The organism is Clostridium paraputrificum AGR2156, assembly GCF_000424025.1.
Taxonomy (GTDB): Bacteria; Bacillota; Clostridia; order Clostridiales; family Clostridiaceae; genus Clostridium; species Clostridium paraputrificum.
The window spans coordinates 179,849-202,183 of sequence record NZ_AUJC01000007.1; the positions used below are offsets into that span (position 1 = coordinate 179,849).

19 protein-coding genes and 1 riboswitch are annotated in these 22,335 nt (G+C 31.1%); of the genes, 2 read left to right on the top strand and 17 right to left on the bottom strand.

What is annotated here, in order from left to right; all coding sequences use genetic code 11:
• Nucleotides 1-51: 51 nt before the first annotated feature.
• The 4 genes from G594_RS0108815 to G594_RS0108835 all read right to left on the bottom strand — a co-directional run bounded on the left by G594_RS0108815 (nt 52) and on the right by G594_RS0108835 (nt 6,658).
• Complete coding sequence (locus tag G594_RS0108815; RefSeq protein ID WP_027098258.1) at nt 52-1,479, bottom strand: amino acid permease; 1,428 nt, start codon at nt 1,477-1,479, stop codon at nt 52-54.
• Nucleotides 1,480-1,717: 238 nt separating this feature from the next.
• On the bottom strand, nt 1,718-3,040 hold the full coding sequence (locus G594_RS0108820) for an NCS2 family permease (RefSeq protein WP_027098259.1): 1,323 nt from the start codon (nt 3,038-3,040) through the stop codon (nt 1,718-1,720).
• A gap of 175 nt (nt 3,041-3,215) precedes the next feature.
• Complete coding sequence (gene mgtA / locus G594_RS0108825) at nt 3,216-5,834, bottom strand: magnesium-translocating P-type ATPase (protein WP_027098260.1); 2,619 nt, start codon at nt 5,832-5,834, stop codon at nt 3,216-3,218.
• A 335-nt stretch (nt 5,835-6,169) separates the two neighbouring features.
• Nucleotides 6,170-6,331, bottom strand: a riboswitch (M-box (ykoK) riboswitch).
• Between the two features lie 60 nt (nt 6,332-6,391).
• Nucleotides 6,392-6,658, bottom strand: coding sequence for an ATP cone domain-containing protein (locus G594_RS0108835; protein WP_027098261.1), 267 nt, complete (start codon nt 6,656-6,658; stop codon nt 6,392-6,394).
• 107 nt (nt 6,659-6,765) lie between these two features.
• Between G594_RS0108835 and G594_RS0108840 the strand changes: the two genes are divergently transcribed.
• Nucleotides 6,766-7,545: a phosphotransferase gene (locus tag G594_RS0108840; RefSeq protein ID WP_027098262.1), complete on the top strand. Its 780-nt coding sequence runs from the start codon at nt 6,766-6,768 to the stop codon at nt 7,543-7,545.
• 58 nt (nt 7,546-7,603) lie between these two features.
• On the opposite strand, the gene G594_RS0108845 is transcribed toward G594_RS0108840, so the two are convergent.
• The gene (locus tag G594_RS0108845; RefSeq protein ID WP_027098263.1) at nt 7,604-8,605 is read right to left on the bottom strand and encodes a GGGtGRT protein; all 1,002 of its coding nucleotides are present in this window, start codon (nt 8,603-8,605) and stop codon (nt 7,604-7,606) included.
• A gap of 23 nt (nt 8,606-8,628) precedes the next feature.
• Nucleotides 8,629-9,321: an iron-sulfur cluster assembly scaffold protein gene (locus G594_RS0108850; RefSeq protein WP_027098264.1), complete on the bottom strand. Its 693-nt coding sequence runs from the start codon at nt 9,319-9,321 to the stop codon at nt 8,629-8,631.
• A 413-nt stretch (nt 9,322-9,734) separates the two neighbouring features.
• Between G594_RS0108850 and G594_RS0108855 the strand changes: the two genes are divergently transcribed.
• Complete coding sequence (locus G594_RS0108855; RefSeq protein ID WP_027098265.1) at nt 9,735-10,667, top strand: tyrosine-type recombinase/integrase; 933 nt, start codon at nt 9,735-9,737, stop codon at nt 10,665-10,667.
• 54 nt (nt 10,668-10,721) lie between these two features.
• Here the strand turns inward: G594_RS0108855 and G594_RS0108860 are convergent, their stop codons facing one another.
• From G594_RS0108860 to G594_RS0108910, 11 genes are read right to left on the bottom strand one after another with little or no spacing between them, the layout of a single operon-like run.
• Nucleotides 10,722-11,000, bottom strand: a complete 279-nt coding sequence (locus tag G594_RS0108860) for a hypothetical protein (RefSeq protein WP_027098266.1) — start codon at nt 10,998-11,000, stop codon at nt 10,722-10,724.
• A 25-nt stretch (nt 11,001-11,025) separates the two neighbouring features.
• Nucleotides 11,026-11,688 (bottom strand): N-acetylmuramoyl-L-alanine amidase, encoded by a 663-nt coding sequence (locus tag G594_RS18635; RefSeq protein WP_051195951.1) that lies wholly within the window; start codon nt 11,686-11,688, stop codon nt 11,026-11,028.
• Nucleotides 11,689-11,736: 48 nt separating this feature from the next.
• Nucleotides 11,737-11,868: a CD1375 family protein gene (locus G594_RS20635; RefSeq protein ID WP_271818756.1), complete on the bottom strand. Its 132-nt coding sequence runs from the start codon at nt 11,866-11,868 to the stop codon at nt 11,737-11,739.
• Nucleotide 11,869: 1 nt separating this feature from the next.
• Nucleotides 11,870-12,202, bottom strand: coding sequence for a hypothetical protein (locus tag G594_RS0108875; protein ID WP_027098267.1), 333 nt, complete (start codon nt 12,200-12,202; stop codon nt 11,870-11,872).
• A 9-nt stretch (nt 12,203-12,211) separates the two neighbouring features.
• Nucleotides 12,212-14,824, bottom strand: coding sequence for a hypothetical protein (locus G594_RS0108880; protein ID WP_027098268.1), 2,613 nt, complete (start codon nt 14,822-14,824; stop codon nt 12,212-12,214).
• Between the two features lie 53 nt (nt 14,825-14,877).
• Nucleotides 14,878-18,384, bottom strand: a complete 3,507-nt coding sequence (locus tag G594_RS0108885) for a phage tail spike protein (protein ID WP_027098269.1) — start codon at nt 18,382-18,384, stop codon at nt 14,878-14,880.
• A 13-nt stretch (nt 18,385-18,397) separates the two neighbouring features.
• Nucleotides 18,398-19,078, bottom strand: coding sequence for a phage distal tail protein (locus tag G594_RS0108890; RefSeq protein WP_027098270.1), 681 nt, complete (start codon nt 19,076-19,078; stop codon nt 18,398-18,400).
• Nucleotides 19,079-19,089: 11 nt separating this feature from the next.
• Nucleotides 19,090-21,126: a phage tail tape measure protein gene (locus tag G594_RS0108895; RefSeq protein WP_027098271.1), complete on the bottom strand. Its 2,037-nt coding sequence runs from the start codon at nt 21,124-21,126 to the stop codon at nt 19,090-19,092.
• Nucleotides 21,126-21,404 (bottom strand): hypothetical protein, encoded by a 279-nt coding sequence (locus G594_RS18640; RefSeq protein WP_155849298.1) that lies wholly within the window; start codon nt 21,402-21,404, stop codon nt 21,126-21,128. Before G594_RS18640 ends, G594_RS0108895 begins: the two co-directional genes overlap by 1 nt.
• Nucleotides 21,405-21,424: 20 nt before the next feature.
• On the bottom strand, nt 21,425-21,742 hold the full coding sequence (locus tag G594_RS0108905; protein WP_027098272.1) for a hypothetical protein: 318 nt from the start codon (nt 21,740-21,742) through the stop codon (nt 21,425-21,427).
• A gap of 57 nt (nt 21,743-21,799) precedes the next feature.
• On the bottom strand, nt 21,800-22,333 hold the full coding sequence (locus G594_RS0108910; protein ID WP_027098273.1) for a hypothetical protein: 534 nt from the start codon (nt 22,331-22,333) through the stop codon (nt 21,800-21,802).
• Nucleotides 22,334-22,335: the final 2 nt, after the last annotated feature.

Sequence of the window (22,335 nt, forward strand, 5' to 3'; positions counted from 1 at the left end):
ACTCTTAGATGAATAAAGACTCAAAGCCTTATTTTAAGATTTTATTAAAAATTATGTATTCTTTTTCCTTTTAGCTATTAAAGGTAGTATTAATCCTAATCCTATTAATACAAATGGTGTCACTACATTTAATATAACTTGGAACCACCATTCACCTGAATAAGCTTGAATTCCTGAAGGGAACATTCCCATGATACAAGCAAAGGCTGTAAATATAAAGCACCATACCCCAAATCCTAGGGCTACCTTATCATTCTTAACAAACTTATATTCTGAATTATATCTATCCGAAGCCTTCTTAAGTGCTATAAATGCTAAGAATACCCATAGATATCTCATTGGCATAACTACAGAATTTAACTTTAATAACCAGTTATATAACTCACTCATATCACCAATTCCTAATGCTGGTACAACTATAAGTATTCCAACTAAGATAGCAGTCATTAAGTATCCATTAATAGGTGCTCCATACTTATTTGTCTTAGTTAAAGTTCTTGGTACAAAATTATCATCAGTATCTGCTAAAAGTACTTTTAATGGTGCATCTATAGAGAATACTAAAGCAGAAATTTGTGCTGTCATATTAGCAAGCGCATATATAATTAATAATATATTACCCACTCCATAATACTCACCTAGCATCTTAAATGCATAATATTGACCGTTCATCATTAAGTCCTTAGGAATATTATTTGCATCAAACATAATTCCCATAGCTACTGATCCTAAAATAGCTGATATTGCTACCATGATAGCTAGAGTTAACATTCCTTTAGGAAATTCCTTTGATGGATTTTTTGTATTATTTACATATGGAGATATTTTTTCTGCTCCTCCAACCGCAAACACTAACATTGATAATGTTGTAAAGTAAGTAAAATCAAATCTAGGTATTATAGTTTCAACTGTAATGTTAGCTGTTGCAATATCAGTTCCTCTTATAAATGGTGCTGCAATAACTAATAGTATATAAAGCATTGACATTATAAATATTGATGTTCCTGCTATATTACCTATAGTTTTAAGAGAAGTTATCCCTCTTGAAGCTACCCATAAGAATATTAAAAATATTACTAATGTAATTAATTGAGCTGTTAATGTAGGCATATCACTTACAAGAGTTCCATCACCTTTAACTGCCCATCCTAAGGCTATAAGTACTGCTTGAGGTTTTTGAGCCAAGTATGGAATATGTACAACCCAATAAGTCCATCCTGCAAAATAAGCAAGCTTTTTTCCCATTGTATTTCCTATCCAAGTACTAACTCCTGCTTTACCATCTTTAAAAACAGATCCTAATTCCCCTACCATTAATGCATAAGGTACAAAGTATAATCCTATAATTAGCACCCATGAAACTATAACTTTTAACCCTTGGTTTGCAAAGTTATTAACAACATTACCAAACCCCCATACAGATACAAAGGCCATAAGTGCAAGGTTATACCACCTTAATTTTTTTTCATCTTCTAACATGTTTTTACTCTCCTTATTATCTTTTGTACTTTATACTAATTAATTTAAATCCTTCATTAGTTTACCATCTTTAATCTATTTTTTCAAAGTAAACAAATTGTGAAATTCCTTATAACATAGTGTATGTAAGATGAATATTTTCAAACTAGGATATTATCTTTTAAACTAGAAATTATTTCTTAAATATCTATATAAAAAGAGATTTCGAAATTCAAAACCTCTTTTTCATTACTTATATTTAAATTAAGAACTTAAGTAAAAATATTGCACCTACTATTATAGTTGTAAAGCTAATGTCTTTGGCTTTACCAGCAAATATCTTTAATACTATGTAAGAAACAACTCCAAATACTATACCATCTGAAATACTATATGATAATGGCATCATTATTATTGTTAAGAATGCAGGTATAGCTTCTGTATACTCATTTAATTCTATCTCTTTAATAGGCTCTATCATAAATAAACCTACTAATACTAAAGCTGAACATGTTACAGCTGAAGTTATTGACGCAAATACTGGCGAGAAAAATAATGCTAAAGCAAACATTATACCAGTAGAAACTGCTGTAAGTCCTGTTCTACCACCTTCTGCAACTCCTGATGCACTTTCAACAAATGTACTTACTGTACTAGTTCCTACGCAAGCTCCAAAAGTTGTACCTACTGCATCTGCAAATAAAGCCTTTTTAATATTAGGAACCTTTCCGTTTTCATCTAACATCTTAGCCTTAGTAGCAACTCCAACTAAAGTTCCTATAGTATCAAACATATCCATAAATAATAATGTAAATAGTACTATCAACATATCTATCGAAAAAATATTTGACCATTCAAATTGTAAGAACACTGAGCTTATTGATGGTGGCGCACTAACTATAGTTGTTGGCACTGGTGTAACACCCATTGGAATCCCAACTACAGCAGTAATTAACATTCCGATAAATAAAGCTCCTTTAACTTTTCTTACCAATAATATTCCAGTAATAAGAATACCTATTATTGCAAGTAAAGCTGTTCCACTAGTTATATCTCCAAGAGCAACTATTGTTCCACCATCTTGTGGATGAACTATAATTCCAGCTCCTTCAAGTCCAATTAAAGCAATAAACAACCCAATCCCAACTGATATTGCCTTCTTAATATTAGATGGTATAGAATCAACAATTGCTTCACGTACATTAAATAAAGTTAAAAGAATAAATATAATACCTTCTAGGAAAACTGCTGTTAATGCGAATTGATATGAATATCCCATCCCTAAAACTACTGTAAAAGCAAAAAAGGCATTAAGTCCCATTCCTGGTGCTTGAGCAAATGGTAATTTTGCATATAATCCCATAATTAATGTAGCAACTAAAGCTGATAAAGCTGTTGCTGTAAATACTGCTCCTTGATCCATTCCTGCTGCTGAAAGTATTGAAGGATTAACTATTAATATATACGCCATAGTCATAAACGTAGTAATACCTGCAACCATTTCAGTTCTAACACTTGTATTATTTTTTGATATTTCAAAGAAATTGTCTAAAAGACCATCCTTTTTAAATAAGTTTTTCATTTTACCACTCTTTCATACTTCTGAAATTTGCCCCCGATTTATAATAAGATAACTTTCGACATTTTTCAATAGCATTTACGAATATTTTTTATAAAATTTAAATTTCATATCGATTTTATAAACAAAATCCGGATGTTATCCTTAATCAAAAGGAGACAACATTCGGATTTTTATTCTATAACCAGTTATTAAACTTCTTTATATAAATCTTTTTAACACTTTGCACCAAACCACAATATCCAACTAATATTAAAATAACCATTAAGAAATACACTTTTGGTAATGCAACAAAACCTAAGCCTTCTCCAATAGCAGTAAAAGGAATCATAATCCCTATTAACATTATTGCTGTTGTTAATAATATAACTGGTATAGTTGGTCTACTTTGAATAAATGGAACCTTTTCTGTTCTAATCATATATACAATTAGTATTTGAGATAATAACCCCACTACAAACCAACCTGTTTGAAATAACCCTTGATTCTCAATTGTATTAGCTCCTAACACAAACCACATTACCAAAAAAGTTATAATATCAAACACTGAGCTTAAAGGTCCTATAAACATCATGAATCTTCCTATGTCCTTTGCATCCCACTTTTTGGGTCTTTCTATATACTCTTTATCCATTCTATCCCAAGGAATTGATAGTTGTGAGAAATCATATAATAAGTTTTGTACTAATAATTGAATAGATAGCATTGGCATGAAAGGTAAAAATGCACTAGCCACAAGTACAGAAAATACATTTCCAAAATTTGAACTTGCTGTCATCTTAATATATTTAATTATATTTCCAAAGACTCTTCTACCTTCTTTAACTCCATCAACCAAAACCATTAAACTCTTTTCAAGTAATATTATATCTGCAGATTCTTTAGCTATATCTACACCAGTGTCTACAGAAATACCTACGTCAGCTTCTTTAAGGGCAGCCGCATCATTTATTCCATCCCCCATAAAACCTACAACATGACCTTTTTCTTTTAATACCTTTATAATTCTTGACTTTTGTAATGGTGATAATTTCGCAAACACATTAGTTTCATCAACTGCTATTGACAACTCTTCATCACTCATAATATCCACATTATTTCCAAGAAGTATATAATTAACATCTAATCCAACTTCCTTACAAACCTTCTTTGTTACAGAATCATTATCTCCAGTTAATATTTTTACATCTACACCGTATTTAATTAATTCCCTAATAGCTTCAGCTGCAGATTCCTTTGGTGGATCCAAGAATGCTATATATCCAATTAAAACCATATCTTTCTCATCTTTAACACCAAATTCCATTATATCCTCAATATTATTTTTTTGAGCTACTCCAATTACCCTCATGCCTTCCCCATTTAAATCATTAACTGTATCTAATACTTTTTTCTTTAATTCATCAGTTAATTTAACAACTTCACTATTCATTTCTACGTAAGAAGAAATATTTAGCATCTCTTCAATTGCACCTTTAGTTACAAGCTGTTTCTTTCCAACCTTATCTTCTAAAACAACAGACATTCTTCTTCTAGTAAAATCAAATGGTATCTCATCTACTTTTTTAAACCTCTCTTCTTCTTTATCACATCCTGCTTCTCTTCCATGTTCTAATATTGCAACATCCATTAAGTTCTTTAAGCCTGTTTGAAAATAACTATTTAAATAGGCATGTCTTAGCACTCTTAAATCTTCTTCTCCTTTTATATTTAAGTGCTTTTCCACAACTATTTTATCTAATGTTAGTGTTCCAGTTTTATCTGTACACAAAATATCCATAGCACCAAAATTTTGAATTGCATCTATCTTTTTAACTACAGTCTTCTTTTTTGCCATAGACATAGCACCCTTAGCTAAATTTGTAGTCACAATCATAGGAAGCATTTCTGGAGTTAGTCCTACAGCAATTGATATTGCAAACAAAAACGCTTGTAACCAATCCCCCTTAGTAATTCCATTAATCACAAACACTATAGGAACCATAATCATCATAAATTTAATTAATAGCATACTTACCTTTGAAACACCTTTTTGGAAACTTGTTTCTTCTTCCTTATTAGATATTTCCACTGCTATGCTACCAAGATAGGTATCATTCCCTGTTGATACTACAACACCAATAGCACTTCCACTTATTATACTGGTGCCAAGTAGAAGGATATTATCTAAATCACATATTGCTATCCCTCTATCTCTTTCTTTTAAATGATCCAATTTTTCTACAGGTTCAGACTCACCAGTTAATGAAGATTGCCCAACAAATAAATCTTTACAAGATATAACTCTAATATCTGCTGGTATCATATCACCTGCAGATAAATATAGGATATCTCCAGGCACTACTTCTGCCATATCAATTTCTTTTGCCTCTTCACCATCTCTTTTCACTAAAGTTGTTGTCTTAACCATAGCCTTAAGCTTGTTTGTAGCATCCTTTGATTTTCTCTCTTGAAAAAATTGTAACAAAGCACTTACTGTTACCATAGTTAAAATAACTATTATTGCAGTAAAACTCCTATCTTCAGCCTTTGGAATAATTACATCTGTAAAAGTAGATACAATTGCTAATATAACTAAAACTATATTAAAAGGATTTATAAATGATTTTAACAACTCTATAATCCATGGTGCTTCCTTTTCATGTATTACTTCATTCTTACCAAACTTATCTCTTCTTTCTTCTACCATCTTATTTGATAATCCATTTATATTGGTATTTAATTCATTAAATAATTCAGCCTTAGACATTCTGCCTAATGTAATTAGTCTATCTGTTAATATTCTTTCCTTTAACATTTTTCTTTCCTCCTTACTAAATCAATCTACTTATCGCCTAAAAAAGGCAATAAGAAACTAAGGGTTAAAAATTCTATTTTTTAACCACAGACTTTGTTTTTTGAATTTGAAAATTTAGTAACTTGGATAATGTTCGTTTTAGAATTGAAAACAGAAAGGTGTTAAAAGGGTAAAAAAGAAAGGATCTTTATCCAGATACACATCACTATCTTCAATTTTAATACTTCCATTTTCCGTACTGCCATTTCCAGATTCCATTCTTTTTCACCTCCTGATTTTTCAAAAAATAATAAAAGCCTCCGTCAACTCAAACTGACGAAGGCATAATTAACTATAATAATACTTTCTCGTTTGAGTTTTGGCTCTGCAAGGCAATGAAATCGCATTAAGTTAAACCTTCTTTGTTCGGCAAAACCTGCTAACCAGTTAAAAATGTTTCCATTCTTTTACGGCAGCGACCCGTATCCTTGTAGTAACCTCACCTACCGAGGCCTATTAACTTTTATACTATCATACTATGATGTATTCAATAATTTGTCAACACAATTTGCAAAATATTAATATTCAACAAAAGATTTAGCTATTGGTGCAAATCCATCTTTTTTTAATACATCAATAATCACACCTATAATTTCATAGCTAGAGCTTGGATTATCATTTTTTCTAATGCTTTCTAACTTCTTGCAAATATCTTCAACTAGTATTTTAATATCTGACTCATTTAATGCAATCCCCTCTACATCTTTAGATGCATTATCTAAACTAGTAAAAATCTTTTTCTTATCAAACTCTTGCAATCTACCATCTTTTTTTATAATCTTCATAAATTCACACATCCTTTTTATTTTATTATACTTTAATTTATAATATATACAACTTTGTTATTTTAATCTTTTTGATATAATAAATTAATATTGAAAGGAAGACTAAAATGAAAAATATATTAAAAATAACTCCAATAAATAGCCTAAATAACTCTACATATAATATAACCATTTTCCATAAAAAATACTTTTTAAAAGTTACAAAAAGGAATAATACGAAGCTTATTAAACTATTAGAAGATAAGGATATTATACCCAAAGGAATTTTCACTTCAAAGAAAATTTTATTTAACAAATATATATCCAATGCAAATTTAGATGAAAAACTGCAAAATACAGAAACTTTTTTAAAATCTATATCATCAGAATTAAAAAAGTTACACTCTATTTCTATCAATACTTATAATAATCCTTTTGAAAAAATCAAAAACAATTTCTCTCATTTAGAAAAAATAAATTTTTCTCTTCCTCCATACACGAAATTTATAATTCATAAATTAAATCTCTTAGAAGAAGAGCTTTCTAAAGATATAAACTTAGGATTATGCCATAACGACTTAAATCCTTCTAACATCTTATATAAAAATAACAAAGTCTACTTAGTTGATTTTGATTTTATAGGAATGAATGATATTTACTATGACCTAGCTACACTATCATGGTTTTTATCCAAGGACATAAGAAAGAAACTATTATTCTTTTACTTTGGAGATTGTACTTCTTACCATGTAGATAAATTAAATAAGTATATTTTTATAGCTAAGTTATGGAATGCCACCTGGAGCTATAATAAATCTATAGTTTCAAATTCTGATTATAACTATAGGCTTGGTGGAGATTTGATAATGGAAGACTTATATAATTACATTTCTAAAAATACTTATTAAAAAGCACACTATTAGCTTATTCTAATAGTGTGCTTTATATATTCCAACTAAGTAAAGACTACTTGTTCATTCCTTCTTCAACAGCAACAGCAACTGCAACAGTCATACCAACCATTGGGTTGTTACCAGCACCGATTAATCCCATCATTTCAACGTGAGCAGGAACTGAAGATGATCCAGCGAATTGTGCATCTGAGTGCATTCTTCCCATAGTATCAGTCATACCATAAGAAGCTGGACCTGCTGCCATGTTATCTGGGTGAAGAGTTCTTCCAGTACCACCACCTGATGCAACTGAGAAGTATTTCTTACCTTGTGCTATACATTCTTTCTTGTATGTTCCAGCAACTGGGTGTTGGAATCTTGTTGGGTTAGTTGAGTTACCAGTTATTGATACGTCAACACCTTCCATGTGCATTATAGCAACACCTTCTCTAACGTCGTTAGCACCGTAGCATCTAACCTTAGCTCTTGGTCCGTTAGAGTATGCTTTTTCTCTTACTACCTTAACTTCTCCAGTGTAGAAGTCAAATGAAGTTTCAACATATGTGAAACCATTAATTCTTGATATTATCATAGCAGCATCTTTTCCAAGACCGTTTAAGATAACTCTTAATGGTTGCTTTCTTACTTTGTTAGCTTTTTCAGCTATTTTAATAGCACCTTCAGCTGCAGCGAATGATTCGTGACCAGCTAAGAATGCGAAACATTCAGTTTCATCTCTTAAAAGCATAGCTCCTAAGTTACCGTGTCCTAATCCAACCTTTCTGTCATCTGCAACAGATCCTGGTATACAGAAAGCTTGTAATCCTTCTCCGATTGCTTCAGCAGCATCAGCAGCTTTCTTGCAACCTTTCTTTATAGCTATAGCAGCACCTAAAACGTAAGCCCATCCAGCATTTTCGAATGCGATTGGTTGAGTTTCTTTTACTATTGCATATGGATCAACACCGATTGATTCACATACTGCTTTAGCATCTTCTAATGTTTTCATACCGTACTTTTCTAGTACAGGTGTTATTTGTCCTATTCTTCTTTCATAACTTTCAAATAATGGCATGATTATTCCTCCCTATCAATTAATTATTCGTGTCTTGGATCTATTAATCTAGCAGCGTCGTCTACTCTTCCGTATTGACCAGATGCCTTAGTTAAAGCTTCGTTTGCATCCATACCTTTTCCGATCATTTCCATCATCTTTCCAAGGTGAACAAACTTGTATCCAGTAATTTCGTTATCTTCATCAACAGCAACCTTAGTTACATATCCTTCTGCCATTTCTAGGTATCTAGGTCCCTTAGCTAAAGTTCCGTACATAGTACCAACTTGTGATCTAAGACCCTTTCCTAAATCTTCAAGACCTGCTCCGATAGGTAGTCCACCTTCTGAGAAAGCAGTTTGAGTTCTTCCATAAACTATTTGTAAGAATAATTCTCTCATAGCTGTGTTAATAGCATCACAAACTAAGTCTGTGTTTAAAGCTTCTAATATAGTCTTACCCGGTAAGATTTCTGAAGCCATTGCAGCTGAGTGAGTCATTCCTGAACATCCTATTGTTTCAACTAATGCTTCTTCAATAATTCCATCTTTAACATTAAGAGTTAATTTACATGCTCCTTGTTGAGGTGCACACCAACCAATTCCGTGAGTTAAACCTGAAATATCCTTTACTTCTTTAGCTTGTACCCATTTACCTTCTTCAGGTATTGGAGCTGCTCCATGATTTGGGCCTTTAGCAATTACACACATTTCTTCAACTTCTCTTGAATACATCATATTGTTTTCTCCTCCCTAATTATTATAACTATAAAAAAGTTATATTATATACTAGGTCAAAAATTGTCCCGCTAGGGTTAATTTTATCCTAGTTATATTCTAGCAAATGTCCACCATTACCACAACATAAAAATATAAAAATTTTGCCTATAAAGGTTGAATTTTTTATCTATTGAATTATTCTTCTACTTATGGTAATATAATTACGTTCTCAAAAAAACATGCCGCCATGGCGGAACTGGCAGACGCACACGACTCAAAAGGAAAAGTGTGTTTTTTTATGCCAAAAACATAGTAATAATGCCGTTTAGCGGCTATTTCACTCATTCTTAGAATATAACATACGCACACAACCTTTTACAGTTTTCTGTAGGATTGTGTGCGTATTTTTTATATGTTTTAGGAGGAGAAAAATGAGAAAAAAGATTACTTTAAACAAGAAAGAAAAAACATTTGAGGAAGGTTATAAGGAATTTTTAAATTATTGTAAAGTTAAAAATTTAAGTCCACAAACAATAAAATCTTATAATAATACAATAGTTTATAGATGGTATAAATTCTTTGATAAAGATAATTTAATAAGTTCTATAACCAAAACTACTGTAAATAACTTTATACTAGAAGCTAAAGAATCTGGAATTAAACCCGTATCTGTTAATTCTCTGATAAGAAGTTTAAGAGCAGTTTTATATTACTTCATGGAACTTGAATATATGCCTACCTTTAAAATTAAGATGTTGAAAATAGATAAAGAGATAATAGAAACATATACTGATGCAGAAATTAAATTATTACTTGCTAAACCTAATATGAAGAAATGTAACTTTGCAGAATATAGAAACTGGGTAGTATGTAATTTTCTTTTAGGTACTGGATGTAGAACATCTACTTTATTAAACATAAAAGTATCTGATGTTGATTTAGATAATGGAATTGTTACTTATACACATACTAAAGGAAGAAGGCAACAAATAGTTCCTCTTTCTAAAACATTACAATTAGTATTAACAGAATATATAAGCCGCATAGATAATAAAGGCTATCTATTCCCTAATAGTTTTGGGGAGCATATGACACCATCTACATTAGGTCATAACTTAAATGACTATACTAGAAGGCGTGGAGTAAATACTACTGGCTTACATAGATGGAGGCATACTTTTGCTAAGAATTGGATTCTTAATGGCGGTGATGTTTTTAGACTTCAAAAAATGTTAGGTCATACTGATATGACTATAGTTAGAAATTATGTAAATATGTTTGATGATGACTTAAAAATGAATTTTGATGATTTTAACCCATTGGAAAAAGTGTGTATAAATAAGAAATCTATAAGATTGAGATAAAATGAAAATAAGGCTATACTTTACTAAATACTAGTATTGTATAGCCTTATTATATTATTGTTCCTCTTTTAAGTTTTCTATATCCTTAATATCTTTATAGCTATTAGCTACTTCTTTTATTTCTGCAACTAATTCATCTTTGTAATAAACTAACCCAGCAATTAAAAATCCATAAATAGCATTTTGAATATAAAAATATCCAACTATTCCACCTACAATTAATAAGATTAAAGCTATCCATTGTCTTTTTATTGGCGGCTCAAATTTATTAAGCCATAACCCTAAAATAACTAAAGCTAATGTTAATACTATATAATTAAATCCTAATTCCATTATTAAAACCTCTTTCTAAATAAAATTAGCCTTGATAAGCTACCAAGAAGCTATCAAAGCCTTTTTCTTTTAATTTCTTTTGTTGATTAATAGCATTTTCTTTATTCTTATAGCTACCTACGCATACCCTATAGTAAGTATCATTACTTGGATTAGATACTACTGGCTTTATATATTCAACACCAGTAATTCCTTTGAATAGAGCCGCTGCTATCTTTTCTGTATTCCATTTATCCATATCAGCTTTAGAATCACAAAATCCTAATTCAACTAGACAAGCTGGAGCTATAGTCTTTCTTATTACATAAAAATCAGCTTCTTTATTGCCCCTATTTTTCCATCCAATCCTATTAACTAATTCTGTTTGTATTCTCTTAGCAATAGCTTTACCCCCAGATGTTGAAGTAGTATAAGTTTCTACCCCCATATCAGAATTAGTTGTCTTATAAGCATTAAGATGAATAGATATAAAAAAGTCTAATTTTTGCTTATTTGCTATAGCAACTCTTTCAGCTAAATTATTATTGCTCTTATCTACAGTACAATTAATAACTTTATGCCCCTTTTCTTGGAGCATCTGAATTAATCTTTTGCCTACTTCTCTATTTTTTACTGTTTCTGAAACAAACCCATTTGCTCCAGTACCAGCTCCAGATAAAGTATGCCCCATGTCTACACCTACTATCATTTGAAATATCCTCCTTAAAAAATATTTTTATATACAAAAAAAGAGAAGCTATAAAACTCCTCTTTCATGTAAAATCTCTTTAACTTTGTTTATATATTTATCTGGTACTTTCTTAATACCATTATCACCATCAAGGCTTCTTTCTCCAGCTTGTACTAAATCTGCATATATTTCAGCCATATTATAATAAACCTCCTTCTACTATTTCAGCTAAAGCTAACTCTATATTAAGTATTTCATTATCTTTCTGCTCTGATAATTCAGCAATAGCTAATTTAATATCCAACAATTCTTTTGATACTTTAGGATTATCTTTATCACTTTCAGCAATAGAAACAAATGTTTTTGATGCTTCATCATACCTCATGTTATAATTAGTAACTACATCTTTTTCATCAACTATCAACTCTAAATAATTAGGAAACATTTCTGGAGAAGGCTTAAATCCCCCATCTTGAAAAATTATTTTTTCAACTAAATTATTAGTTAATTTATTTATTAATACATATCTCATAACACACCTCTAATAATATTCTATTAATGCTGTTAAGTTATCACACACATTAGTAGCATGGTCAAGATATACCATAAGAGTGTTAAGTTCTCCTATATATAGTTTAGAAGCACCATCACACCTTCTTGAACCTATACTTTCTCTATAAGTGTTAAATACACTAACTTCATAAAGCCATACAGAACCATCAGGCTTAATCTTTGTAAAGTCAAAAACATATTTAGCTTCTTGACTCATAGTCCAGCCATCTGTCCATTTACCGTTTATAGCATAATGCCAAGAATCTGTACCCATTTTGTTGCTAGTCATAAAAGATACTTTGACACCATTCTTTAATTTAGTTTTATCAAAAACAACTGTTCCTGACTTCACATTTCCTAAAAATCTAATTTCTCTATTTGCTTCAGGGATTGCTCCTATTTCTGTTGGAGTTGGTTTATTTCCTTCATGATATATCTTTCTCCATGGATTCCAAGATGTTCCTATACCTGCTCTAAATTTTAATTGTTCAGAAACTACAGTAGATGAAGGATTAGACAATTGCCAAGCACAATATCCATCACTCCAGCCTTTTATAGTTACTCCACTTCTCCAACCATCTCCATATTGATTATTGAAAAATGTACTTATAGCTCTATCTCCATAATCATTAGGAGTAGGATTTGTATTTCTAACATCAGAAACCGCTATTGAAGGATGTGAATGGCTTGATGAAGCTGCACCTATATCCGCTGGTGTTGGTTTTCTTCCAGTATGATAAACATTGTTACCACCTACTTGTACATTTGTAGCATTTAAAGTTCCTGCAATATTAGCATTTCCTTTAACCTTTAATGAATTACTACTATCAGCAGCAACACCATTAACTCCTACCCCATATTTATTTATAAACATAATAGGTAGATTTGCACTAATTTTAATAGTTGTTACTTTATTAGTTACCATATATCCAGTATCATCATTATAAGTAACTTTTAAATCATAAGTATTTGCATCAGTTAATCCAGTTAATTTAAGAGTTTGTGAAGTTTGAGCTACTGATAGATTCCCACTAGATATTACTGGAGTGGTTGTACCAGATTTATAAACTGCCCATGTTCCTTTAGTATTAATATTAGGAATACTTGAATTTGATTTTATAGTAACTATAACATCAGCAGTAGTTGCTGCTCTTGTAATTGTCCCTTGTGTCAAAGATGGCTCATTGTAATAATGAAGAGTTTGTGCAGATGTTGTTGCTTCTGAAAAGTTATCTGAATTATAAGTAGATATTACTCTAACCTTATACTTGAATTGTTGAGATACTGTCTGAACTGGTACTGCATGATTATAATAAGTTGTTCCAGTAGGTAAATCTGCAATTTTAGTCCATCCTCCAGAGCCATAAGCTACATATACTTGATAAGTTACTGCTTCTCCTAATTTACCAGTAACTGAACTCCATTTAACTCTAGTAACCCTAGTGCCATCTGGAATAAAGTATTTATTTGTTGTACTTGATGCAATACTCAAATAGTTTGTAGATTCAGTTTGTACTAATGATATAGAAGCAGAAGTATTATTAGGATTAACTTGTAAATTAACATTAATAGCCTTTGATGAAGTCTTAGTAGTACCATTAGAGTTTTTACTTGTTAGTGTAAAATTCAGAACTCCTTTACCTTTATTAGTAGTTGTAGCAAATACTTTTTTAATATCATCAAATTTCACATAAGGCGTTGAAGGTGCAGTACCACTTTTATAAATAGTTAAATTAATAGGTGATGCAGCAGTTATATTAGGATTATATACAGTTATCCCATTATCACAACTTAATATTTTTGTAATTGTAACACCACTTTGAGTATTAGATGCTCCAGAATAAGTAAATGCAATGGTAGTTGTACCAAAAGCAATTGAAGATGTTGAAGAAATATTATCTTGTATGAATTTATTCTTAGTTATTGTTGGAGAATAAATATTAGCACTCCAAGCTCCTACACTATCATAAGCATCTACTACATATTTAAAAGTAGTACCTTCTCCATAACCACTAATATTATGAGTATAACTAGTTGAAGATCCCCTATAAATTTCAGTATAACCTCCACCATTTACAGACACTCTAAATCTATATCCAGATAAATTTGTATCAGATGCAGCAGGAGTTTTTATAACTAATTGAGTAGCATTTTCTGAAATAGTTCTATTTGAAGTTGAACCATCTATAGATACAGTTCCAGATAACGAAGGAGCAACATTAGTTTGTGATACTGTTAATGAACCAGTTTTAGAAAAATCCCAATGACTATAACCTATACTATCAGTTTCAATTCCTACTGTTATTGATTTAGAACTAGTAGTACCAACATTAGTTGTAGCAGTATACGTAAATGTTCTAAAACCATCAGAACCTCTCCAAGCTTCACCGCCTTTTACAGACATCCACCCACTCCAAGAACCATTTACATTAGCTCTCCATTGAACAGGATAAGCGTAATATGATGTACTATATTGACCTGCTTTTAATTTTAATGTTATTTTTATTGTTCTATTATTACCACTCCCTGCAGTTTGTTCTGCATAAAATTCATAAGACATTCCAGGACCGCTTCCATGTATTCCACTTGCTATTAAGGCCATATATTTATCTCCTTTCTAAATCCAAAATAAAAAGGAAGGCTTATAACCTTCCCTTAATTAGCATAAAATCCCCAGCCATCCCAGCTAGAATTTTTAACACTTCTCATTTCAATTTGTTGAATTGTTGAATTAATCTTCTCACATATAGTTAAATCTCCATCTATATCAACTTTGCACTTTTCGGCATAGTTTTTCCTAGTGAAGCTAAAATCTCCTCTTTGTCCTTGGTTTCCTTCTGCATCTATAACTAAAGTTCCCAACTTATCAGAAGCGGTCGACCCTCTAAAAATATGATGACCTTGTGAACATCCAATAATATTTAAGCCACCATATGCTCCAGAACCCTTATCTATTGATACAGAAGCTTGGGCAGAATTAACCATAAAATTAGTATCTTTTAATTCTAAAGAATTGTTACCAGTAGAATATTTGACTTTATTATTAATAGTAACATCTGTATTAAAACTACAACTTGTTTCTGATAGCTTTACTTTATCCTTAATAGTTAATATACTATCTTTTACGTGTAAGTTATTACTTTCTATCTCTCCATATAGAATACCCGCTAAAGTTGCATTAGTGGCGTATAAATCACCATTCTTATTAACTCTGAATTTAGCAGATGCTCTATTTTCATAGCTTCCACCAGCCCATATCCTAACATCTGTTGCAGCAGTACCAGTATTAGTTACTCCAGCATCCAATACATCTAAAGTACCTCTAATAGTTGCTTGATTAATTTCCGCAGTTCCATCTGTATTTATACTATATCCAGACTTACCTTTTACATAGTTAGAAGAATGTAACCACCCATTAATCTCTACTGTACCTATACCATCTTCTCCATCTACTTTACCTATAGCAAATACTGGTTTACCATCTGCTCCATTTACAGTTAATCCAGATAATAAATCTATTTTATCTGCCTTTATAGTATTAGCAGCTATCATCCCACCATTTATATAAGTTTTATCTCCTTGAACATCAAATATAGGTTGAAGTGTTTTATCTAATGCATCAAAAGAAACTAATCCATTTATATCTAATCTTTCAGAGCTAATCTTACCAGTAGTTATATTTGCTGCGTCAATTTCAACTGCCTTTAAGCTCTTAATAAATGCATTATCACCTACAAATAATTCATCTATATTTAATTTTGAGCTTCCTATTGCTTCATCTCTAATTTTATCTGTAGTTACTACATTGTTATTTAAGCCTTCTGGAGCTAATACCCCTTTTTCAGAATCAAAGATAGCTTGACCAGATGCATTTAAAACATATATTCCATAGTTACCTCTTGCATCTAATCCTATTTGTACTCTTGTTTTAGGAGTAGTTTGATTATCTTTTATAGTAATTGTGTTATCCGCTATTGATAGCTTACCACTTGTTGAACTTATATTAACCTTTGTTGCATCAATTTTACCAGCAGTTATTTTATTTGCATTTAAACTTTTAATAGATGCATCTGTAATAGTTGCCTTTGCTATTTGAGCTTCTGAAATAGATGCTTTTGCTATTTTTGCTCCAGATATAGTACCATCTACTATATTTGCATTGCCTACTTTAATTTCACCAGATGCAATTTTGTTAGCAACTAATTCCCCAGCACTTACTTCTATTGCAGAAATGGTTTCTGAATTTATTTTAGTTGCATCTATACTCCCTGCTTTTATTCTATCAGCAGATAAAGTACCCGTAGTTATTTTACTTGCATCTAAATTAGCTATTTTGGCAGAGCTTATAACTGCATCCCCAATAGTAGCATTTACTGCATTTATTGCATTAGCTTTCATTCTATCTGTAGATATATCACCAGTTGTTATCTTATCAGCACTTAAATTACCAATCTTAGCACTATTTATTGTTGCAGTATCTGTTGATAAATTAATTGCACTTATTACCCCTGCTTTAATCCTATCAGCAGATAAATCACCAGTAGTAATTTTATGTGCATCTAAATTGCCTATTTTAGCAGAATCAATAGTTGCATCACCTATATATGCATTAATAGCATTTATTGCATTTGCCTTTAATCTATCTGTAGAAATATCTCCAGCAGTTATCTTTTCAGCACTTAGATTTTTTATCTTTGCATCTGTAATTGAAGCATTTGCTATATTAGCTTCTCCTACTGCCAATTTACCTATTTTAGCATTTGTTATAGCCGCATCCTCTATCTTGGCAGTTCCTATTGCAGCGTTTTGAATATGTGCAGAATTTACCGCTAATTTATCAATCTTGGCACTATCTATTGCTGCATCTTCAATCTTTGCATTTGTGATAGCTCCATTAGCTATTTTAGCAGTTCCTATTGCTAAATCATCTATGATAGCACTATTAGCAGTTATTGTACCCGCAGCTATGTGACCAGCATTAATTGCTCCAGCATCTATCTTTTCAGCAGTAACTGCTCCTGCATTAAGTTTATCTGTAGTTATTGCATTTGCTGCAATTTTATTAGCAGTAATAGAACCATCCTCTATAACAAAATCTGCATCTGGCAATCCATCAACCTTAGAACCATTTATAGTACCATCTTCATTGATGAACCCATCTACAACCTCTTGTGTTTCTTCCGCTTGTTTTTGTAAATCTTCAAAACTTAATTGAGTATTTGCTATTATTGCATTATTCTTATCTGGCTCTAACGGATATCTAGTAAGCTCAACTATTCTTTGTTTATCAGAAAATTTATCCTTACTACTTAATAACGTTATTTCATCACCTAAACCATATGACAAAAAGCTATATTCTGGATGAATAGATGCTAAATCCAAAATATCAACATCATAAGACTTCTTAGGTTTACATATATCCTTTATCTTTAACTTAGCATCTTCTAACATAGATTCTTTATCTGTATATCTTCCATCACTCCATAATACATTTATAATCTTATTAGAATAGCTAAAATCTTCTACATAATCCTTGCCATTATTTATATCTGAAAAAGTTAGTCCATCTTTCCCTCTTACATACATCCTTGTCGCAAAATCTAACGTATCAGATGCAGTATTAAGAGCCTTTAAGTTTAATTGGTCTGAAAAATAAACTCCTTTATTATTTCCAAATTTCTCTTTAACTATAATCATCTTTTCTTTAGTATTAAATCTAACTTCACAACTAAATTTCTTAATTGCTTTTTCAATTATATCTAATGCATTAGTTGCATCTAATTTCAAACTTCTTTTTCTTGCTGGAGCTTCTTTATCTTCTACACTCCATCCAGTACCAGCAATAGCTAATCTTATAGTTTCTCCAACTGTTAAAGTAACGCTATTAAATCCCTCCAGATGCAATTTACTTTTTAATTCCTCTAAGTCTAATTTACATTCATATCTAGTCAACGTGCTTTGCTTTTTAATAGCTTTTACAATATATCTTTGTTCTTTTGTTTCGACATAACATTCTTCCTCAACTAAATTATTATTTTCATCACTAAAAGAAAGAGAGAAGGCAAGAACCTCCTCTGTGTTTATCTTTTCCTTAATATAATAATCCTTTAATTGAGTTAGAGCTGCTATCTTTACTTTGTTTTTATCTAGTAAAATTAACATCCTCTAGCCTCCTTTAATTCCAGCATGGATTATATTTTATTTTTACATCTACTGTAGTTAAACTTTGCGTGATAGTGTTATCTCCAGCTTTTAATATAGGGAATTCCCATAATTCAACATTATTAAAGAAATTTGAGCCGTCTACAGTAACTTTTTTCTTTATACCATCTATAATAACTGTCTTATTTTCTGGTATATTCTTAATGGTTAAATTGTTAATAGTGAAAGAAGCTACTGCAGCACTTGGAGCAGTAACTTCTATGATACATTCAGTGTCAACATTACCTTTAACATTAATAGTTTGAGTTAAACTCTTAGCCAATGTTATAGTTTCTAAATCATCTTTTTGTATAGCTTTAAAGCTTATAGTTACCTCTATAGCTAGCCTATTTATATTCTTAAAACTTATAGATTCTAATACCCCATCATAAAGATATTTTGAATCCTTGAATTTAATAGTAGTTTGTTTAAGGTCTTTAGCTAAATTACTCTTATATAACTCTAATGATTCTCTATTAATGGCTTCCATTAGAAGGTAAGCCTTAACCTCTTTATATTTATTAGAATCAAAATAAACTAAAGGAGATAATGCTCCCTTAGTCCATTCAATACCTTTTTGTGTTTCAGATGCCCCTATCTCATACTTGATAAGAGAGCAGCCATATAAATTTATATCCTTATTATTAATTAACATTAGTTACCCTCCTATCTTGTATTCCATGCTAATTCTTTAGATATATAAGGAGTTGTTACTCTAGCAAATTCTCTACCATCTATATTAATTACATTTTCAATAACAGAACCAGTAGCACTAGATACATCTTTTATACCTTGTAATAAGTCTTTAAGACTATCTAAGCCATTATTTTGTCTTGGGATATTAAAGTTAAAGCTCTTTCTAGTTGCCCCAAAAAACTCTGGAGTATCTAATGCAGCTAATGGACTTCTACCCCTACTTCTACTTAAAGGATTAGCTGAAAACATAGCAGCATCTGGAGCTTGTAATCCATCTGTATCTATTTCTGGTGTCATTCTAAAGAATCCACCTATTATAGGGATGTTTTCCATCTTACTTGAAATCCATCCAGTAAATGAACCCCACATAGATTTAACTCCATCCCAGATAGATTCAACTATCATTTCTCCTATATCCCAAAAGCTTCCCATAAGGTCTTTAAATCCTTCCCATAAACCATCTAATAAATCTCCTCCAGCTTCTATTAATTCCTTTCTGTTATCCCATAAACCTTTTATTATAGACTTTAATAAATCCCATCCAGCCTTAATAAAGTCTGGTAGTTTCTCTATAATCTTTGCTATTATATCCTTTAGTAGTTGCCCCACCTTAGACAGAATTGCAGGGAAGTTATCTTTAAATCCTTTAGCCATACTAGATACAAATTCTATTCCTTTTGAAATAAATTCTGGCATCCTAGCAGTTATATTATTAATAATAGTTGTTATTCCATCTATTATATTTCCTATAAATTCTGGGAACTTTGCTATAGCTCCATCAAGAAGATTTTTGATAAAGTTATAACCAATTTGCATAAATTGTGGGAAGAAGGTTATTAATATTCCTAACATAGCAAAACATAGATTTACTAAAGTTTCTAATACCATTGGGATAGCAGTAACAATACCTTGTATTAAATTAAATAGCATTTCTGTACCCTTAGCTAAGAACTGTGGAAGAAACTCAACTATTTTTTGTAACATATAATTAATAGCTAATGATAACTTTGTTGGAAGCTCATTTAAAACTTGTTGAGCATTTTCATTTAAGCCAACAAAAGCAAGAGCTGCTACTCCTAATCCTCCAGCTAATAACCCAGCAGATATAGGAAATGATGCAAATAATACAGTTAATTTACCTACTATCCATAGCGTAGGTCCTATGGCTGCTATTGCTCCAGCTATGGCAACTATAGTAGCTGCTAATTTAGGATTTTCTTTAGTGAAAGTCAACACTTTATCTAATACGCCACTTAATACTTTAACTATCTTATCTGCTGCTGGAAGTATTACTTTGCCTATTTCAACTCCAATTTCAGATAATTGCCCTTTTAATCTTTTAACCATATTAGTAAAGCTATCAGATGTTTTTTCCGCATCTCCTATAGCATTAGAACTTTGTTTAACTGCTTCTTTATATCTTACTTGTGCTTTTTCAGCCATTGATAGCTCTTTCCAACTCTTACCCGTTGCCTTAGTAAATTCTGATGTTTCCATAATGGTATCTGTTAAATTTACTCCTAACATCTTGGCAGATTCAGTTTCACCCATAAGAGCTTTAGTCATAGCATCAACTGCTTGGGCATCATTAACATTATTAAAGGATGCTAAGTCATAACCCAATGTAGTAACTTGCTTGGATAACTCATATGCTTCGTCCGCAGTAAATCCCATACCATAATATAAGTCAGCTTGATTAGAAATAGCTTCTTTTATTTCATATTTGCTTCTACCTATTGCATTAGCATAAGTAGTTGCCCATTCATCCGCTTCTTTACTAATGTTCTTAAATACAGTATCAAACTTACTCTCCATTTCAGCTGCATCTGCTGCAGCTTTAAGAGATGCAGTTCCAATACCTACTATTGGAGTAGTTACCCCTAATGTAAGAGATTTACCTATAGATGCAAGACTTTCTCCTTTTTGTTTAAGGCTCTTTAATCCCTTTTCAGCTTCCTTTGTGTCAGCTTGTACATTAATTCTAATAGCACTTAAATCTAAAGCCATTACATCACCTCCTTATTTAGTTCTGGAGAAAAGTTAGTTATCAACCCATCTAAATCTATTGATGATGTTTTAAGTCTTTCAATATCTTCTAATTGCTTTCTTCCTTCTTCTGTTTGCATTAATTGCTCTATAGTTGCATGTTTAAGCATTAATTTAAATACATCACATGGAAGGTCTAAAGCTTGATAAAAAGAAAGATGCCCATAATCCATTACCTTTTTAATGGAGGGCATCATTTCAAAATCATCATTACTATTCTTTTTTACTTTACTGCCCACGTTAGGTAACGTAGGCAATTCTAGTTTGGGTCTGAATTAATTTTAGATACAAATTGCATATAATCTTCAATTAGAGCCATACCAATACTAAAGTCAAAGCTTTCTGCTATCCATTTTCTTGTAAACTTCTTACCATCTGCATTGTTATTTAATATATCAAATAGAATATCTATAAAAGCATCTAATATACCTTTTTTATCTTCTAAGTCTTTTAATTTATCTTCATATCCCATCATTTCTATAACCATCTTTTGAGAAGGTCTTTCTATTCTTAAAACTTCACCATCAAACATTTTAAGCTCATAATATTTATTTTTAAGAGTTGATAAATCTAACATATACATTTCTCCTTTATATATAAAAAATTAAGCCTACTAATCAAAGTAGGCTATTGATTATTGTTCTGTTTCTTGTTCTATGATTACTTGGTTACCTTCTGTATCAAAAGCCATAGCCTTAAATTCAGCATCTATAACAGTTTCTTCTTCTGGATTAAACTTCAATTCAAAACCAGCAGATGCAGTACCAACTATAGTAACTCTAATCTTCTTACCATTATCCATTTTGTGTACAAATCTGATAAGATATTGTTCTATAGAACCATTTGCTCCTATCTTTAATGTACTTGTATGCTTTTCTTCATCAGATGAAAGACTTCCACCTAAAGTAAGCATCTTTAAAGTATCTAAATCCCATGTTAAGATACCAGACTTAAAAGTAATTTCTTGCTTAGTAATAAATCTCTTTAGACATAAGCCTTTATCATCTATAACCTCATAAACCTCTGGAGATACAGATAAAGAAGCTCCACCTTTTATTGAACCTATTTTATTTTCATCCACTTCTAACACTTCATGTTCTGGTATAGAAGAAGTAAACTTTGCTATATATAAATCCCCAGAGCCTAAAATTACATTTCCTTTAGCCATAC

What these genes read in the sequence shown, in the direction of transcription:
- G594_RS0108815 (WP_027098258.1), bottom strand. Translation starts at nt 1,479, where the DNA reads ATGTTAGAAGATGAAAAAAAATTAAGGTGGTATAACCTTGCACTTATG.
- G594_RS0108820 (WP_027098259.1), bottom strand. Translation starts at nt 3,040, where the DNA reads ATGAAAAACTTATTTAAAAAGGATGGTCTTTTAGACAATTTCTTTGAA.
- mgtA (WP_027098260.1), bottom strand. Translation starts at nt 5,834, where the DNA reads ATGTTAAAGGAAAGAATATTAACAGATAGACTAATTACATTAGGCAGA.
- G594_RS0108835 (WP_027098261.1), bottom strand. Translation starts at nt 6,658, where the DNA reads ATGAAGATTATAAAAAAAGATGGTAGATTGCAAGAGTTTGATAAGAAA.
- G594_RS0108840 (WP_027098262.1), top strand. Translation starts at nt 6,766, where the DNA reads ATGAAAAATATATTAAAAATAACTCCAATAAATAGCCTAAATAACTCT.
- G594_RS0108845 (WP_027098263.1), bottom strand. Translation starts at nt 8,605, where the DNA reads ATGCCATTATTTGAAAGTTATGAAAGAAGAATAGGACAAATAACACCT.
- G594_RS0108850 (WP_027098264.1), bottom strand. Translation starts at nt 9,321, where the DNA reads ATGATGTATTCAAGAGAAGTTGAAGAAATGTGTGTAATTGCTAAAGGC.
- G594_RS0108855 (WP_027098265.1), top strand. Translation starts at nt 9,735, where the DNA reads ATGAGAAAAAAGATTACTTTAAACAAGAAAGAAAAAACATTTGAGGAA.
- G594_RS0108860 (WP_027098266.1), bottom strand. Translation starts at nt 11,000, where the DNA reads ATGGAATTAGGATTTAATTATATAGTATTAACATTAGCTTTAGTTATT.
- G594_RS18635 (WP_051195951.1), bottom strand. Translation starts at nt 11,688, where the DNA reads ATGATAGTAGGTGTAGACATGGGGCATACTTTATCTGGAGCTGGTACT.
- G594_RS20635 (WP_271818756.1), bottom strand. Translation starts at nt 11,868, where the DNA reads ATGGCTGAAATATATGCAGATTTAGTACAAGCTGGAGAAAGAAGCCTT.
- G594_RS0108875 (WP_027098267.1), bottom strand. Translation starts at nt 12,202, where the DNA reads ATGAGATATGTATTAATAAATAAATTAACTAATAATTTAGTTGAAAAA.
- G594_RS0108880 (WP_027098268.1), bottom strand. Translation starts at nt 14,824, where the DNA reads ATGGCCTTAATAGCAAGTGGAATACATGGAAGCGGTCCTGGAATGTCT.
- G594_RS0108885 (WP_027098269.1), bottom strand. Translation starts at nt 18,384, where the DNA reads ATGTTAATTTTACTAGATAAAAACAAAGTAAAGATAGCAGCTCTAACT.
- G594_RS0108890 (WP_027098270.1), bottom strand. Translation starts at nt 19,078, where the DNA reads ATGTTAATTAATAATAAGGATATAAATTTATATGGCTGCTCTCTTATC.
- G594_RS0108895 (WP_027098271.1), bottom strand. Translation starts at nt 21,126, where the DNA reads ATGGCTTTAGATTTAAGTGCTATTAGAATTAATGTACAAGCTGACACA.
- G594_RS0108905 (WP_027098272.1), bottom strand. Translation starts at nt 21,742, where the DNA reads ATGTTAGATTTATCAACTCTTAAAAATAAATATTATGAGCTTAAAATG.
- G594_RS0108910 (WP_027098273.1), bottom strand. Translation starts at nt 22,333, where the DNA reads ATGGCTAAAGGAAATGTAATTTTAGGCTCTGGGGATTTATATATAGCA.